Genomic DNA, 15,877 nt, shown 5'->3' with positions numbered 1-15,877 from the left:
CCGGTCCCGTACACTTCTTCTGGCGATCCGGGTCACCGGGTCGACTTCGCACGCCCCGACACCTGGTGATCACAAACCGGTGTCAGCGCCTCTCGGTCCCTCGTGGCAAGGCGCACTCGGGCGTCAGGCGCGGAAGCCGTCCGGCATCCGCGGCACAACCGAGAACTTCAAGGAGATACGGCCATGGCCGTCGTCACGATGCGGGAGCTGCTGGAGAGCGGCGTCCACTTCGGTCACCAGACCCGTCGCTGGAACCCGAAGATGAAGCGCTTCATCTTCACCGAGCGCAACGGCATCTACATCATCGACCTGCTCCAGTCGCTGTCGTACATCGACCGCGCCTACGAGTTCGTCAAGGAGACCGTCGCCCACGGCGGCACGGTCATGTTCGTCGGCACGAAGAAGCAGGCGCAGGAGGCCATCGCCGAGCAGGCCACCCGCGTCGGCATGCCCTACGTCAACCAGCGCTGGCTGGGCGGCATGCTCACCAACTTCTCGACCGTCTACAAGCGTCTGCAGCGCCTCAAGGAGCTGGAGCAGATCGACTTCGAGGACGTCGCGTCCTCCGGTCTGACCAAGAAGGAGCTCCTGGTCCTCTCCCGCGAGAAGGCCAAGCTGGAGAAGACCCTCGGCGGTATCCGCGAGATGCAGAAGGTGCCCAGCGCCGTCTGGATCGTGGACACCAAGAAGGAGCACATCGCGGTCGGCGAGGCCCGGAAGCTCAACATCCCGGTCGTCGCCATCCTCGACACCAACTGCGACCCCGACGAGGTCGACTACAAGATCCCGGGCAACGACGACGCGATCCGCTCCGTCACCCTGCTCACCCGTGTGATCGCCGACGCCGTCGCCGAGGGCCTCATCGCCCGTTCCGGCGTGGCCGCCGGTGAGAAGGGCGAGAAGGCCGCGGGCGAGCCGCTCGCCGAGTGGGAGCGCGACCTGCTCGAGGGTGAGAAGAAGGCCGACGAGGCCCCGGCCGCTGCCGAGGCTCCCGCTGCCGAGGCTCCGGCTGCCGAGGCTCCGGCTGCCGAGGCTCCGGCTGCCGAGGCTCCGGCCGCCGAGGGCGAGCAGGCCTGACGTCAGCGTTGACGGCGGGGGCGGTACCAGAACCCACGGCGCCTCCGGCGCGGTGAAGTCCGCCCCCGCTGTTCACCCGTAGTTCGGCACGCAGCCCGCGATCCGCGTTCACATGTGGACCGCAGACCGTTCCGATCTCCGATCTCCCAAGACTTCGAGAAAGACTCACAGACTCATGGCGAACTACACCGCCGCCGACGTCAAGAAGCTCCGTGAGCTCACCGGCGCCGGCATGATGGACTGCAAGAAGGCTCTGGACGAGGCCGAGGGCAACGTCGACAAGGCCGTCGAGGCGCTGCGCATCAAGGGCCAGAAGGGCGTCGCCAAGCGCGAGGGCCGCTCCGCCGAGAACGGCGCCGTGGTCTCCATCATCGCCGACGACAACTCCTCCGGCGTCATCGTCGAGCTGAAGTGCGAGACCGACTTCGTCGCCAAGGGCGAGAAGTTCCAGGCCGTCGCCAAGGCCATCGCCGAGCACGTCGCCAAGACCTCCCCGGCCGACATCGAGGCCCTGCTCGCCTCCGAGATCGAGCCCGGCAAGACCGTCCAGGCGTTCGTGGACGAGGCCAACGCCAACCTCGGCGAGAAGATCGTCCTGGACCGCTTCGCGCAGTTCGCCGACGGCTTCGTGCTCGCCTACATGCACCGCACGATGCCCGACCTGCCCCCGCAGATCGGTGTCCTCGTCGAGCTCGACAAGCCGAACGCCGAGGTCGCCAAGGGCGTCGCCCAGCACATCGCCGCCTTCGCGCCGAAGTACCTCTCCCAGGAGGACGTCCCGGCCGAGGTCGTCGAGTCCGAGCGCCGCATCGCCGAGGAGACCACCCGCGCCGAGGGCAAGCCCGAGGCCGCGATCGCCAAGATCGTCGAGGGTCGCGTGAACGGCTTCTTCAAGGACGCCACGCTGCTCGGCCAGCCGTACGCGCTGGACAACAAGAAGTCGGTCCAGAAGGTTCTGGACGAGGCCGGTGTCACCCTGAAGCGCTTCGCGCGCATCAAGGTCGGCATCTGAGTCCGTACCGCGATCGACGCGCGACCCGGATAGGGTCGACAGCAGTCGTCCGCGCACACCGCCACACCCAGGCACGTGGCGGACGGCAGCAGATCTGACGAGGAGGCCATTGCCGCGCATGGGAGCGAAAAGCGACCCCACCGGCAATGGTCTTCTTCGTATGTGCAACACGTGAAAGAGGCGGGATCCCCATGACCACCAAGGCCCAGAAGAGCGACGACGGCAAAGTACGCGGCCGGTTTCTGCTGAAGCTGTCCGGAGAGGCGTTCTCCGGTGGCGGGGGCCTCGGCGTGGACCCGGACGTGGTGCACAAGATCGCCCGCGAGATCGCGGCCGTCGTGCGCGACGGCGCGCAGGTCGCGGTCGTCATCGGCGGCGGCAACTTCTTCCGCGGCGCCGAGCTGCAGCAGCGCGGCATGGACCGCGCCCGCTCCGACTACATGGGCATGCTCGGCACCGTGATGAACTGCCTCGCCCTCCAGGACTTCCTGGAGAAGGAGGGCATCGACAGCCGGGTGCAGACCGCCATCACCATGGGGCAGGTCGCCGAGCCCTACATTCCGCTGCGCGCCGTGCGCCACCTGGAGAAGGGCCGCGTGGTGATCTTCGGCGCCGGTATGGGCATGCCGTACTTCTCCACCGACACCACCGCCGCCCAGCGCGCCCTGGAGATCGACGCCGAGGCGCTGCTCATGGGTAAGAACGGCGTGGACGGGGTCTACGACTCGGACCCCAAGACCAACCCCGACGCCGTCAAGTTCGACGCCCTCGGCTACGGCGAGGTCATCACCCGCGACCTCAAGGTCGCCGACGCCACCGCCATCACGCTGTGCCGCGACAACAAGCTCCCGATCCTCGTGTTCGAGCTGCTGGCGGAGGGCAATATCGCGCGGGCCGTCAAGGGTGAGAAGATCGGCACTCTGGTGGGTGATCAGGGCAGCCGGGTCTGACCGGCATACCCCCTTCGCCCGGGGTGCGCCACCTGTCCGGGGGACGGACGGGACGCAGCCAGGCCGGGGGATGGACAATGTCCTGCCGGTCGGGAACCGTGCAGGAAGAAGACGCGACGCAGCCGGCCGCCGCCCGATCGAGGAACCGCAGCCGGGCCTTACTCAAGACACGCAGGAGCAAGTGGTGATCGAAGAGACCCTCCTCGAGGCCGAGGAGAAGATGGAGAAGGCCGTCCTGGTCGCCAAGGATGACTTCGCCGCGATCCGCACCGGCCGTGCGCACCCGGCGATGTTCAACAAGATCGTGGCCGACTACTACGGTGCGCCGACGCCGATCAACCAGCTGGCTTCGTTCTCCGTGCCGGAGCCGCGCATGGCGGTCGTGACCCCGTTCGACAAGAGCGCGCTGCGCAACATCGAGCAGGCGATCCGCGACTCCGACCTGGGCGTCAACCCCAGCAACGACGGCAACATCATCCGAGTGGTGTTCCCCGAGCTGACCGAGGAGCGCCGCCGCGAGTACATCAAGGTCGCCAAGGGCAAGGGCGAGGACGCGAAGGTCTCGATCCGCTCCGTCCGCCGCAAGGCCAAGGACGCGATCGACAAGCTGATCAAGGACGGCGAGGTCGGCGAGGACGAGGGGCGTCGTGCGGAGAAGGAGCTCGACGACACCACCGCGAAGTACGTCGCCCAGGTGGACGAGCTCCTGAAGCACAAGGAAGCGGAGCTGCTCGAAGTCTGATGAGCGACTCTTCCTGGGGGGCACCGCCGCCGGCGGGGCAGGCCGGACACTGGGGGCCCACCGTGGGTGGGCCCCTCCAGGGGGCTGCCCCGGCGGGTCCCGCATACGATGCGCCTGAGGCGCAGCAGACTCGCCCCATGCCGATCGTGCCCGAGGGACCCGCGTACGGCGGCGGCCAGGACGAGGACCGGGGGGCCGCTCGGCTGAACGGCCCCTTGTTCCGAGATGAGACGCAGTACGAACCGCACCAGACGGCGTACGAGCCCCAGCAGGCACATCAGGACCCCCACCAGCGGCAGCACCACCCCCGACACGGGCACTACGACCCCCAGCAGCCGCAGCACCACCCCCAGCACGGGTATGACGACCCGCAGCAGCCGCAGCACCACCCCCAGCAGTCGCACTACGAGCCGCAGAATCCGGAGCCCATGCCCGACGCCCCGCAGCCGGCGCCCGCGCCGCAGAAGAAGAGCGCGGGCCGTGACCTGAGCGCGGCCATAGGCGTCGGTGTCGGGCTCGGCGCGGTGATCGTCGCGTCGCTGTTCGTCGTCAAGGCCGTGTTCGTCGGCGTGGTGGCGGTGGCCGTGGTCGTCGGCCTGTGGGAGCTGACCAACCGGCTGCAGGAGCGCAAGGGCATCAAGGCACCGCTCGTGCCGCTCGCGCTGGGCGGAGCGGCGATGGTCGTCGCCGGGTACGTGCGCGGCGCCGAGGGCGCGTGGGTGGCCATGGCGCTGACGGCACTCGCGGTGCTGGTCTGGCGCATGACGGAACCGCCGGAGGGCTACCTCAAGGACGTCACGGCCGGTGTCTTCGCGGCGTTCTACGTGCCGTTCCTCGCCACCTTCGTCGCGATGATGCTCACCGCCCACGACGGCCCCTGGCGGGTCCTGACCTTCCTGCTCCTGACGGTCGTCAGCGACACCGGCGCCTACGCCGTCGGCTGGCGCTTCGGCAAGAAGAAGCTCGCCCCGCGCATCAGCCCCGGCAAGACCCGCGAGGGCCTGCTGGGCGCCGTGCTGTTCGCGATGGTCGCGGGCGCGCTGTGCATGCAGTTCCTGATCGACGACGGCTCCTGGTGGCAGGGCCTCCTGCTCGGCCTCGCGGTCGCGGCCAGCGCCACGCTCGGCGACCTCGGCGAGTCCATGATCAAGCGGGACCTGGGCATCAAGGACATGGGCACCTTGCTCCCCGGCCACGGCGGCATCATGGACCGCCTGGACTCCCTGCTGCCGACCGCCCCGGTGGTCTGGCTCCTCCTGGTGCTCTTCGTCGGCAGTGGCTGATGGGAGGCCACGGCGCCACGCCGCGGTAGCGGCACATCGGCAGAGCATGGACCGCCTGGACTCCCTGCTGCCGACCGCCCCGGTGGTCTGGCTCCTTCTGGTGCTCTTCGTCGGCAGTGGCTGACCCCACACCCCGCACGCCACGGCTTCCGGGCCCCGTCCTGCCCCAGGACGGGGCCCGTCGCCGTATGCGCGCGTGAGCCGCTACGCGCGTCTGGGCCGCCCAAACGATCTGCGACACTGGTACAGCCATGCCTAAGCCCGGAGAACTGGCAGGCACAAGACATGAACAGGCCCCCTACCTGCGCGTTCGTGCGGTTAGGGGGCCTGTTTCCATCTGCTGGGCCGTGCCTGGGCCGTGCGACGGGTGCTGAGCTAGGTCACCGCGAGGCGGCGGCGGAGCACCTTGCTGCTCACAACAAGAAACTCGGCGATGGCGGCGTGGTGCCGGTTCCAAAGCTCCGTGAACTCTTCGTCGTCCACTTCGCCCCGCCTCCAGTAGCTCCCCAAGCTCTTGCCGGCCTCGTTCAGCTCCTCAAGCGCCGTGAGCAGGGCGCGGTTCCGAGAGAGGATTTGGAGCCGAACGGACGCCAGTCTGTGAGCGGCGAGGTCAAAGCCACTGACGCGGTCGTCCATGCCGAGGACCCGTTCCTCCCAGATACGACTCTCGAAGTCTGCCTCAGAGGCAGCGACCAAGGCGCACTGTTCCAAGAGCAGCTCCGAGAGGCGCGACCTGTCTTCAGCGCGCTTCGCGAGGTGTTGTCCCAGTAGCGCGATGGCCGCACCGACGACCGTTGCGAGTAACGTCCCCCAGTCCATAGTCGGCATTGTTCCCGTGCTGGTGCCCACTGCATGCCGCAGGTGGCGGCAGCACTAGTTGGTTGGGGGATCAGCGAGATCTGGCTTTGTTCACGAGTTACGGGTTCTGGCACAGATCTTGGGGAGCGATCGCGGAGTGTTACCTCGATGTTCGATTGCGAGGAGGCTGGCTCGTGTGAGGCGGCGTACGCCTTGCCGTCCGGCAGCCGGAAGTGACGCTCCCTCAGGTATCTGCCGACCGCTGCTGTGGTCGGCTGCGGACGGTGATGGTGCTGGTCATGCAGACCGATGCACCGTTCTGGGAGTCGCTGGTTTTCGACGGGATTGACGATGTGGATGTCGAGACGGTGACGGCCGCGTTCGGCACGGTCGAGGTGGTCGCGAGAGGCCGTGCGGCCGGGGCTGCATGTCCGGACTGCGGCTGCTTCTCGGACCGAGTCCACGACCGATACCAGCGCAGACTGAAGGACCTTCCGCTCGCTGAACAGGGCTTCGTGATCCGGCTGACGGTCCGGCGCTTCATCTGCGGAGCGGCGGGCTGCCCCCGCCGGACGTTTGCCGAGCCGTTCTCCCGGCTGGCCGCCCCACACGCAAGATTCACGACTCGTCTCAACCGCGCCTTGGAGCGAGTGGGGCTCGCGCTGGCCGGGCGAGCCGGCGCTCGGCTGGCGGCACAGCCGGGCTTCGCCACGGGAAGGATGACCTTGTTGCGCAGGGTTATGGCATTGCCCGATCCACGGTTCAGTACTCCGCGTGTGCTGGGCGTGGACGACTTCGCGATCGTCGCGGCCAGACCTACTCCACCGTCTTGACCAGCGTCGAAGACCATAGGGTCGTCGATGTGCTCCCTTCCCGTGAAGCCGGGCCACTGGCCTCCTGGCTGATCCGCCACCCCGGCGTGGAGATCATCTGTCGGGACCGGGCCGGCGCCTACGCTGAGGGTGCCCGGCGCGGTGCCCCCGGTGCTCTGCAGGTCGCCGACCGGTTCCATCTTTGGCAGGGCCTCGGACGAGCCGTGGAAACCTGCGTCGCCGCCCATCGCGACTGCCTGCGCAACCCATCGCCCACCGGCATGCTGCCGGAGGACACCGGACTGGTTTCCGGTCGACCACAGGACGACTCGGATCCCGTCGGCCGACGAGCCGAGCGAAAGAAGGCAGCACACGCCCTGGTCCACGAGCTCCTGGCCCAGGGTCACTCACGCCGGGCGATCGCCCGGCATCTGGGCTGGGGTCTCAACACTGTGCTCCGGTACGCGAACGCCGCACGCTGGCAGGACACCTTCCGCGAGAACCGGCCCCGACCGAGCAGGCTGGACCCCTACAAGCCCTACCTGGAGCGACGCTTCGCCGAGGGATGCACCAGCGTCACCCACCTACATCGTGAACTCATTGCCGACAACGCGCCCGTCACCTACCAGATGGTCCGCAGCCACATTGCCGACCTTCGCGGGGCACCGGCTGGAACGCCGCCGCGGCCGCCGACCGTGCGGCAAGTGACCGGCTGGTTCACCCGGCACCCCGCGACTTTTACCGAGGAAGACCGGGCCGGTCTGAAGGAGGTCCTGACCCGCTGCCCCGAACTGGAACAGGCAGCCGAACACGTCCGCGACTTCGGCGAGATCCTTACCGACCGCCTCGGCTCCACACTGCCCACCTGGATCGACGCAGTCGACGCGAGCCAGCTACCTGGCCTCACCGGCTTCGCACTCCACCTGCTCCGAGACCTCGACGCTGTGACAGCCGGGCTCACTCTCAGCTGGAGCTCCGGCAGCATCGAGGGTGCCGTCAACCGCATCAAGAAGATCAAGCGGCAGCTCTACGGCCGAGCCGGATTCGAACTACTCCGCAAGATGATCCTGCTCCAGTAGCACTCCAAGCCTCCGAACCCTGCGCCAAGGCCGAGGACTGACCGCACCCAGAGAGCTTGGCTGGGGTGTGTCGGCACCGACGGACATAATGCGGCTGTGGACCTGAGACCGGAGCTGTTGCCCCCGCCCGTGAGTCAGCAGCGGCTGGACGAGCTGTGCGCGGAGGTTGAGCAGATCGCTGAGCTGCTGGTCGCCCGCCCAGAGGCGGCGGGCGAGGCGATCGAGGCGTTCAACGCGATGACCGGTCACGACTACGTGGCACTCGACTTCGCTGAGTACGACGGAAGCAGGAGCCTGGAGGAGTTCGCGAGGGAGGCGGCCCGGCCGGCTCGCCCCGTGGTTGCGGACATCACCCGGGACGAGCTCGTTGAGATCGTTCGCAGACTCCTGACTGCCTCTGCGGAGAGCGGCTACTATCTGCGGCTCCTGGAAGCGAACGTGTCGCATCCCCGGGTGAGTGACCTGGTCTTCCATCCCTCGGGCATCCTTCAGGACCCGTCTGCGGAGCAGATTGTCGACGAGGCTCTGAAGTACCGGCCGATCGCGCTCTGAGCGAATCGAACGCCACCGTCACCCTCCGCGATCGCTCCTCAAGATCTGTGCCAGAACCTGCTTGAAACCTACGCAGCCAGCCCGTGACGCCGAACGAACTCGAGCGGTGCGAGTGGATTCCGGATAACTGCTGCTTATCGGGGAACCATGCGGCACGGGGGGAGGCCGGCGGCGACGGCGGCGCACGGACGGGGGGTGCCGGTAAGAACTGCGTCACCAGCCGCAAACGGCATCGGCGAGCCTGGACTTGCCGATGCCGGGGCGGCCGGTGGACGTCCCCAAGGCCGGTGACGGTGGCACCGCAGTTGCGGCAGGTGCCCTCGAAGGCCAGGGCGTGGTTGAGGGTGGGGCGGGGCTCCTGCTTCCAGGTGAGGGTGTGGCCGCGGTCGGCGACCTGGGTTTTCATGTGCTGCTTGGCGAGGGTCCCCAGTGTCGCCGTGCCGACGGCCGTCCCGACGACCTGGGCCCCCCGCGAGAGCCTGCCGGGCCCGTGCGATGATCGGCCACCTGTTCGTTGGCTTGTTTTTTGGCTTGTTCGTTGCCTTGTCCGTTGACCTGTACGTTTCGAGTCTCGACGATTCCTCTGGAGCCCCCTGTGCGTCGGCCTCTCATCGCACCGCTCTCGCTCATCGCCGCCCTGGTGAGCATCCCGGCAGCCGGCCCCGCGTTCGCCGACACCGCCGACACCGTGCTGCCCGTCGTCTCCTCGGTCGGAGGTGACCCGGACGACGCCGGCTATCTGGAGTTCCACGCGACGTCCGACACCGCGATCGACGCCGGCTCCATCACCGCGCAGCTCACCCTGCGCGTCTCCGGCGACCGGCCGGTGACGACCGTCACCGGGTTCACCCTCGTCTCCGGTACCGCGGAGGACGGCACGTGGCGCAGCTCCGACCGGATGGCCCTGGGCACCCACGGCGTCTACGACACCACCGTCGACCTCGCCGACGCGGACGGTGACCACCCGACCTACGTCGGCCGGGGCGTCGTCCGCTACGAGGACGTGCCCGTCTTCACCGACACCGCCCTGGACCGGACCACGGTGGACTTCGAGCACCAGACGGTGACCGCCACCGGGAAGGTGTCGACGTTCGACCCGGCCACCGGAGTCACCACCCCCGGCTGGACCGGGAGCGAGGTCTACCTCACCGGGACACGGTCGGCGGGATCGAGTCCCTACGAGATCGGGGCCGCCGTCCAGGCCGACGGCAGCTACCAGGTCACCGCCCCCGTGCGTAACTCCGTGTACGTCTACGCGGTGCAGCAGGACGACCAGACGGTCGGCACGGACCCCGTACAGGTGTCCAGGACGACCAGCCCGACCCGGGTCGTCTTCGACAAGGCGGCGGACACCGCCGTGTACGGCCGCTCCTACACGGTCGGCGGCACCGCGCAGTACCTGAGCCCGACGACGGACACCTGGACGCCGCTGCCGGCCGCCGACCACGACACCGAGGTGCTCCTGACCGGCCCGAACGGCGCCCACGCCTACGAGCTCGGCACCGGAGGCCGGTTCAGCGAGACGCTCGCCACGGTGACCGGTGACACCAGCTGGACGGCGGGCGTCGGAGGCTTCGCCTTCCTCCAAGGCGGCAACGCGCAGGCCACCCTGCACGCCCTCTCGCACTCCACCCTCGCCTGGTCCGACCACACCTTCACCGGCGCGGGGGCGGTCCGGGTCAAGGGCCGCCTCAGCGCCTCGGCGGGCCCGCTGCCCACCGGGCGCGTCCAGCTCCAGCAGTCGGCGGACGGCCGTACCGGCTGGACGACGGTGGCGACGGTGACCCCCGACGCGACGGGCGCCTTCGACGCCTGGCAGACGCTGCACAAGCCCACCGGCTACCTGCGCCTGTACTACCCCGGCAACGCGGACGCCACCGCCACCACGACCGGCGTCGTGCACCTGACCCGTGCGGTCACCCGCATCACCGGCTTCAACGCCTCGCCGGAGCCGGTGCGCAAGGGCCGGACCCTGACCGTGACGGGGACCCTGCAGCGCCAGAACGGCTCCACGTGGACGGGCGTGTCCGGCCAGCACGTGACCATCCGCTTCCGCGTCGCCGGAGCCAAGACCAGCACCGGCATGGCGACCGTGACCACGGGCAAGGACGGCAGGTTCACCCTCACCTTCACCGCGAAGCAGGATGGCACCTGGAGCGCCGCGTACACGGCGACCAGCGCGTACCTGAACAGCACGTCCGCCGGCGACTACGTCGACGTACGCTGACCGCTTCTCCCGTCCGGGAGCCATTGCAGGGCGAACCAGAGTTCCATGCGGGGCTGCCCGTGCAGGGTGAGCCAGGTCCGCAGGGTGTCGAGGAGGACCGCGGCACCCTGCGGGCCGGCTCGGTCCAGGGGGCGAAGCGGGTGCGGGCGAGTTCGCGGGCGTCGGCCGGAGCGACGAGCGCGTGCAGGGTGAGCGGGTCGGTGGTGTGGACGACGGCGGGTGACCCGGCGGCGAGGGCGCGTTCGGCCTGGGTGTCGGCGTGCGGCAGCGCACCCGCGGCCGCGGGTGCGCTGTAGCCGAGGACCCAGCCCAGCTCGGCCGCCCGGTCGGGGACGACGGGCCGACGTCGGCGCAATCGAACATCGAGGTAACACTCCGAGACCGCTCCCCAAGATCTGTGCCAGAACCCACAAGTCGCGAACAGAGCCCGAGATCTGACAGAACGTTGTCCACGGCCTTCCTCGTACGCTCCTGGCTCGACGGCATCAGGTGCGCGTATACCCGCAGCGTCAAGCCGGGGTCGGAGTGCCCCAGGTACTCACTCACGGCCTTGATGCTCTCGCCGGCGTCCAGCAGCACCGAGGCGTAGAAGTGCCTCAGGGCATGCATCCCATGTTCGCGAGCCGACTCGTACTTGCCGTCTTCACCGGCATCCGCAATCAGGCCAGCCGTCACCAGGGCGGGCTTCCACTCCTGGATGTTGAAGTTGCTTCGCCACACGAGCCCGCTTGCGGTGTTCGTGAACAGGAGGCGGGCTGACACCTTCGGGCCGTCCGGCTTGCGCCACGGCAAGGTGATCTCAACCGGCTTGAAGGCGTCCATGTGGGCCCGCAGGGCCTCAGCCACCGAGGGCGGCAGCGGTACGTCCCGCTCCTTGTTGCACTTCGGCGGCGCGAACACGGCCTTGCCTCGAATCAGCTTCACCTGCCGAATCACCCGAATGATGCCGCCGTCGAAGTCGAGCGCATCCTCAGCCAGTCCCACGATCTCCCCCTGACGGAGCCCGCACCCGGCGCCCACGTCCACCATGGGGCGGTAGCGCTGGGGGAGTGCTGCACGGACCGCGCGAACCTGGGCAGGGAGCCACGACACAGCACGGCGTTGCTCGGTGGTCGGCGGGTGGACTGACTTCGCGGAGCACGGATTTCGAGGCAACAGTCCGTCATCAACCGCCACACTGAGTACGGCCCGTACGTCGCCGTAGATGTTCCTGGCGCGAAGCGGTCGCGCCGACCGGGAAGCGGGAAGGTCAGGCGGTGGCCGGAGCTGTCTTGGACAGCGGCACCGGGGCCTGAGGCGGGCCGGACACTGCGGGCCGGAACGGTGCCAGTTCGGGCAGTTCCGGGGTGCGGTCGGCGTGCCGGTTGCAGACGTTGACCGCCTGGCGGATCGAGGTGTGCGGGGCGCGGATGCGGTGCCAACCGCCGGTCGAGTCACCGACGATGGCGACCCCGCGCATCTCGGCGGGGATCTGGAGGCGGCCAGGACGGCGTCCGGGGAGATGTCGCCGAAGGCCATGTTCGCCGACGTTTCGTCGTTGACGCGGGAGCTCATGTCCGAGGTCTTCGCGGTCAGAGTCTTGGACGCCTTGGAGGGCAACGGCCCACACGTACGAAGCCATGACGGACGGCGGCTCATCACTGTCAGTCTCAGCTGATGGTTGACGGGTTGGCGTCGGGAGATGCTTAACCGATGACCTTGAGGGCGAGCACCGCGTAGACATACGGTCGGCATCGTGACTGATCTCGACAACACCCCTGGGATCCTGCGGGACCTGCTCACCGAGATTCAGGCGCACCAGGGGTGCCTGGTCGATGTCCTGTGGGCCCTGCTCCGCGACAACCGGCCCTTCACAATCACACCACCGGCAAGGGCGGTCGCCTCCATGGAAGGCTGAGCTCGCCAGCTGCGCCTCACAGTCGCGCGTTGAGGGTCATGAACGCGCGCCGCTCGATGAAGTGTCCAAAGGTCGGTTCGGGCTGCCCGCCCACGAGGTCCACTCCGCACATGTAGAGCTCTGGACGATTCGACAGCAGCTCGAAGTCGCGCAGCGCATCGTCGAAAGCGCAGATGACGCCCGGCTCGGACGCGGAGTCGATCAACAGGACGTGATCGTGGGCGCCCATAGGAGTCACTCTTGCCCACTCCACTGCCTCATCATCTGAGACGCCATGAAGCCCGAGGGACCCACACGGCAAGTCTCGCCAGTCAATGCCATTGCCCGCCCACGGGAGGGTGCAGAGGTAAGCATCGAACGCTGAAGCAAGCTCGATCGTGCTGATCGAAGCATCGTGATCCGCGATCCAGGGGGAGATCTCTTCAGCACGCACACGCGCAGGGTAGTCGAGCCGACCTCGGCGGACCATCGGCGTCGGTCAACTCTGGACCAGGTGGTGCCCCTCGACGACGTGGGCGACGACGCTTGACTGAGTCATTAAGACTCCGCCGACCTTTCCCTTCAACCCCCGGCCAGCGGGGTTCATCCACAAGCATCGAGATCTTTCCAATCTTGTTCCAGTCCCCACTGGAAAACAACGTCTCGCGCGGATTCCGGGGCGAAGTAAACCTTCCTTGATGTCTCGACAGGAATTCCGAGGTATCCTTCCCTCCATTCGCGGCCGACAGGGTCTCGGTAGAACATCTCAATTTTCTGATCAATGCGCACGTCTTTTCCGTGCTTGCCCAGCTCAAGAGTGACCTTGCTGCAAGGGGTCAGGACTCCGATCTGGAAGTTCTGTAAGTTCTTCCCCCTGCTGTCTTCGATGTTCACGACGGCGTTGTAGGCGGGCTGGAACGATCGATTTTCTACGACCAGATGGCTTGGAGCTTGGCTATCCGTGTAGAGGAAGTACCAGTTCACGTGCGCCGCATCCTTAAGTGTGTTCTCTTGCTCGCCAGACCACTGATCGTAGTAAGCGGCGAGAGAGACGACGAGCGCGGCGACGGACATCAGCGTAGCGCCAGCCGTGGAAACGGTATTTATCAGCGAATAGCGGCGCTCAGACTTCGATGGACGGTCAACTTGGTGATTCGTATCCTGACTTCGCCTGGCGTGAGATCTGGGGCGGGGAATTTGCATCCTAATCTCGCGGCGCAGCGGCGCATTTCGGTTGGGCATGTGAAATGGTTACCGAGAGTTGCTCTCGGTTGTCTGGCTGTTCGCTCCAGGCTTAAGGAAGCCTGCCGAGAAGTCATTGCAGGATGAGCGTGCGCTGGCCGCCCCCACCGTCTCGTCAACCTACGGTGACCCCGTTGTCGGCAGCATGGCCGGCGAACCTGCCGGACGCTGTGGAGGTGTGCCGGTCGGCATGTCTGGTGGCGCTGGGCCGACCGGCCGGATGAGCCTTGGGAGACCTGCCCGGTGCCGGAGCTGTTTCGCTGACATCCAACGCTGACATCAACGACCACGGACAGCGGCGACAGTCAGCAGCCACGTGTGGCACCGATGCACGAGGCGGCCCCCAGCCATTCCGAGGGGAGATCGAACTCCTAAAGCGGTGGTCCGCTACAGGGAGGCGCCGACGGCAACACCCGCGGACGACGACGGCCCGAGGCAGCTCGTCGCAGGGGTAACGGAGAGCTGTGGGGTGACCGAGGCGTCATGATCTACCGATGGATGAGTACGCCTGGCCCACGGCGGGCCCTGAAGCGCCGGCCGCTGACGCGGTCCGGTCGAGCTGGGCGGCGACCGTCGCGGCCCTGCCTGTAGGGACCCGGATCACCGGCGAGGTCTTCGGTCGCCAGCCCTTCGGGATCTTCATACGTATAGACGGCGTGCCGAACGCCATAGCGCTCGCGGAGATCACGTCCATGCCGCAGGGGATGGACCTCCCGGCCCTCGGGACCTCCGTCAGCGGTGAGGTCTTCTGGCACGCGCACAACCACCAGGTCAGAGTCCGGCTCGATGAGTGGCTGGCAGCCGACGAGTGATCGCCGCTGGGCCGTCCCTGGGCCGTCCGACGGCGCTCAGTGACGACCGGTGACACCTACTAACGACAGTCGTAGCGAGCCACAGCCCCAGGTCACCCAATTGGATCTGCGACACTGGTACAGCCATGCCTAAGCCCGGAGAACTCACTTTTGTCGCGCCGCGCGGAGCCAAGAAGCCGCCGCGGCATCTCGCCGATCTCTCGCCCGCCGAGCGCAAGGACGCGGTGGCCGAGGTCGGGGAGAAGCCGTTCCGTGCCAAGCAGCTCTCGCAGCACTACTTCGCGCGGTACGCACACGACCCCGAGCAGTGGACCGACATCCCGGCCGGTTCGCGGGAGAAGCTGCGCGAGGCGCTGTTCCCCGAGCTGATGACGGTCGTACGGCATCTGTCGACCGACGAGGGGACGACCCGCAAGACGCTGTGGCGGCTGTTCGACGGGACCCTGGTGGAGTCGGTGCTCATGCGGTACCCGGACCGGGTCACCATGTGCATCAGCTCGCAGGCCGGGTGCGGGATGAACTGCCCGTTCTGCGCGACCGGGCAGGCGGGGCTGGACCGGAATCTGTCGACCGCCGAGATCGTCCACCAGATCGTGGACGGCATGCGGGCGCTGCGGGACGGCGAGGTGCCGGGTGGGCCGGCGCGGCTGTCCAACATCGTCTTCATGGGGATGGGCGAGCCGCTCGCCAACTACAAGCGGGTCGTGGGGGCCATCCGGGCGCTCACCGATCCCGCACCGGACGGGCTCGGGCTGTCCCAGCGGGGGATCACCGTGTCGACCGTCGGCCTGGTGCCCGCCATCCACCGGTTCGCCGATGAGGGCTTCAAGTGCCGGCTCGCGATCTCCCTGCACGCGCCCGACGACGAGCTGCGCGACACCCTCGTCCCCGTGAACACGCGGTGGAAGGTGCGCGAGGTGCTGGACGCCGGCTTCGAGTACGTCGAGAAGTCCGGGCGCCGGCTCTCCATCGAGTACGCGCTCATCCGCGACATCAACGACCAAGCCTGGCGCGGTGACCGGCTCGGGCGGCTGCTCAAGGGCAAGCCCGTGCACGTCAACCTCATCCCGCTGAACCCGACTCCGGGCTCCAAGTGGACCGCCTCGCGCCCCGAGGACGAGAAGGCGTTCGTGGAGGCCATCGCCGCCCATGGGGTGCCGGTGACCATCCGGGACACCCGGGGCCAGGAGATCGACGGGGCCTGTGGTCAGCTCGCGGCCACCGAGCGGTAATCTGACCCCCGTCATTCATATCTTCATATTCCGACAGGGGAGCGCCACAGCGCTGAGAGTGCGGCAACCAGGCCGCAGACCCTCTGAACCTCGCCCAGGTCATTCTGGGTAGGAAGTTCGGTCATCACCTCAAGCTGTCGTGCCCTGCCCGGGGTCCGGGCGGGGCCGCGTTCTTCCTGGCCA

Annotated in this window: 15 protein-coding genes, 3 pseudogenes and 1 riboswitch; of the genes and pseudogenes, 13 read left to right on the top strand and 5 right to left on the bottom strand. The window is 67.8% G+C overall.

Features of this window, described 5'->3' with window-relative positions; genetic code table 11:
• Positions 1-183: 183 nt before the first annotated feature.
• From rpsB to ABZ865_RS25970, 5 genes are all read left to right on the top strand, one after another.
• Positions 184-1,077, top strand: coding sequence for a 30S ribosomal protein S2 (gene rpsB / locus ABZ865_RS25990; protein WP_361234918.1), 894 nt, complete (start codon positions 184-186; stop codon positions 1,075-1,077).
• A gap of 175 nt (positions 1,078-1,252) precedes the next feature.
• A complete protein-coding gene (gene tsf / locus ABZ865_RS25985; RefSeq protein WP_100828492.1) occupies positions 1,253-2,089 on the top strand; it encodes a translation elongation factor Ts in 837 nt (278 codons plus the stop codon).
• A gap of 191 nt (positions 2,090-2,280) precedes the next feature.
• Entirely contained in the window at positions 2,281-3,039 is a 759-nt protein-coding gene (pyrH, locus tag ABZ865_RS25980; protein ID WP_361234914.1) for a UMP kinase, read from the top strand.
• 184 nt (positions 3,040-3,223) lie between these two features.
• Positions 3,224-3,781, top strand: a complete 558-nt coding sequence (frr, locus tag ABZ865_RS25975) for a ribosome recycling factor (protein WP_361234911.1) — start codon at positions 3,224-3,226, stop codon at positions 3,779-3,781.
• A gap of 137 nt (positions 3,782-3,918) precedes the next feature.
• Positions 3,919-5,064 (top strand): phosphatidate cytidylyltransferase, encoded by a 1,146-nt coding sequence (locus ABZ865_RS25970; RefSeq protein ID WP_361234908.1) that lies wholly within the window; start codon positions 3,919-3,921, stop codon positions 5,062-5,064.
• Between the two features lie 375 nt (positions 5,065-5,439).
• Here the strand turns inward: ABZ865_RS25970 and ABZ865_RS25965 are convergent, their stop codons facing one another.
• Entirely contained in the window at positions 5,440-5,883 is a 444-nt protein-coding gene (locus tag ABZ865_RS25965) for a hypothetical protein (protein WP_361234905.1), read from the bottom strand.
• Positions 5,884-6,161: 278 nt separating this feature from the next.
• On the opposite strand from ABZ865_RS25965, the gene ABZ865_RS25960 reads away from it, so the two are divergent.
• The 4 genes from ABZ865_RS25960 to ABZ865_RS25945 all read left to right on the top strand — a co-directional run bounded on the left by ABZ865_RS25960 (position 6,162) and on the right by ABZ865_RS25945 (position 10,532).
• The gene (locus ABZ865_RS25960; protein WP_361234902.1) at positions 6,162-6,695 is read left to right on the top strand and encodes a transposase family protein; all 534 of its coding nucleotides are present in this window, start codon (positions 6,162-6,164) and stop codon (positions 6,693-6,695) included.
• Between the two features lie 29 nt (positions 6,696-6,724).
• The gene (locus ABZ865_RS25955; RefSeq protein ID WP_361234899.1) at positions 6,725-7,753 is read left to right on the top strand and encodes a transposase; all 1,029 of its coding nucleotides are present in this window, start codon (positions 6,725-6,727) and stop codon (positions 7,751-7,753) included.
• A gap of 96 nt (positions 7,754-7,849) precedes the next feature.
• The gene (locus ABZ865_RS25950) at positions 7,850-8,305 is read left to right on the top strand and encodes a hypothetical protein (protein ID WP_361234896.1); all 456 of its coding nucleotides are present in this window, start codon (positions 7,850-7,852) and stop codon (positions 8,303-8,305) included.
• Positions 8,306-8,900: 595 nt separating this feature from the next.
• The gene (locus ABZ865_RS25945; RefSeq protein WP_361234893.1) at positions 8,901-10,532 is read left to right on the top strand and encodes a hypothetical protein; all 1,632 of its coding nucleotides are present in this window, start codon (positions 8,901-8,903) and stop codon (positions 10,530-10,532) included.
• Between the two features lie 447 nt (positions 10,533-10,979).
• Here the strand turns inward: ABZ865_RS25945 and ABZ865_RS25940 are convergent.
• Positions 10,980-11,747: pseudogene (locus ABZ865_RS25940) on the bottom strand (site-specific integrase); the annotation flags it as partial.
• Between the two features lie 34 nt (positions 11,748-11,781).
• Positions 11,782-12,077 (bottom strand): annotated as a pseudogene (locus ABZ865_RS25935) (plasmid transfer protein); the annotation flags it as partial.
• Between the two features lies 1 nt (position 12,078).
• On the opposite strand from ABZ865_RS25935, the pseudogene ABZ865_RS25930 reads away from it, so the two are divergent.
• Positions 12,079-12,189, top strand: a pseudogene (locus tag ABZ865_RS25930) (NUDIX hydrolase); the annotation flags it as partial.
• A gap of 78 nt (positions 12,190-12,267) precedes the next feature.
• Complete coding sequence (locus tag ABZ865_RS25925; protein WP_361234890.1) at positions 12,268-12,429, top strand: hypothetical protein; 162 nt, start codon at positions 12,268-12,270, stop codon at positions 12,427-12,429.
• A gap of 16 nt (positions 12,430-12,445) precedes the next feature.
• On the opposite strand, the gene ABZ865_RS25920 is transcribed toward ABZ865_RS25925, so the two are convergent.
• Positions 12,446-12,862: a hypothetical protein gene (locus ABZ865_RS25920; RefSeq protein WP_361234888.1), complete on the bottom strand. Its 417-nt coding sequence runs from the start codon at positions 12,860-12,862 to the stop codon at positions 12,446-12,448.
• 149 nt (positions 12,863-13,011) lie between these two features.
• Positions 13,012-13,650, bottom strand: a complete 639-nt coding sequence (locus ABZ865_RS25915; RefSeq protein ID WP_361234885.1) for a hypothetical protein — start codon at positions 13,648-13,650, stop codon at positions 13,012-13,014.
• A gap of 494 nt (positions 13,651-14,144) precedes the next feature.
• On the opposite strand from ABZ865_RS25915, the gene ABZ865_RS25910 reads away from it, so the two are divergent.
• Positions 14,145-14,462 carry a hypothetical protein gene (locus ABZ865_RS25910; RefSeq protein WP_361234882.1) on the top strand — a complete coding sequence of 106 codons (318 nt, stop codon included), beginning with the start codon at positions 14,145-14,147 and terminating at the stop codon, positions 14,460-14,462.
• Positions 14,463-14,587: 125 nt separating this feature from the next.
• Complete coding sequence (gene rlmN, locus ABZ865_RS25905) at positions 14,588-15,694, top strand: 23S rRNA (adenine(2503)-C(2))-methyltransferase RlmN (protein ID WP_361234879.1); 1,107 nt, start codon at positions 14,588-14,590, stop codon at positions 15,692-15,694.
• 25 nt (positions 15,695-15,719) lie between these two features.
• Positions 15,720-15,827: riboswitch (TPP riboswitch) on the top strand.
• Positions 15,828-15,877: the final 50 nt, after the last annotated feature.

It is taken from the genome of Streptomyces sp. NPDC047085 (assembly GCF_040643735.1).
In the GTDB taxonomy this organism is placed as follows: Bacteria; Actinomycetota; Actinomycetes; order Streptomycetales; family Streptomycetaceae; genus Streptomyces.
This window is presented reverse-complemented; position numbering and strand designations above follow the sequence as displayed.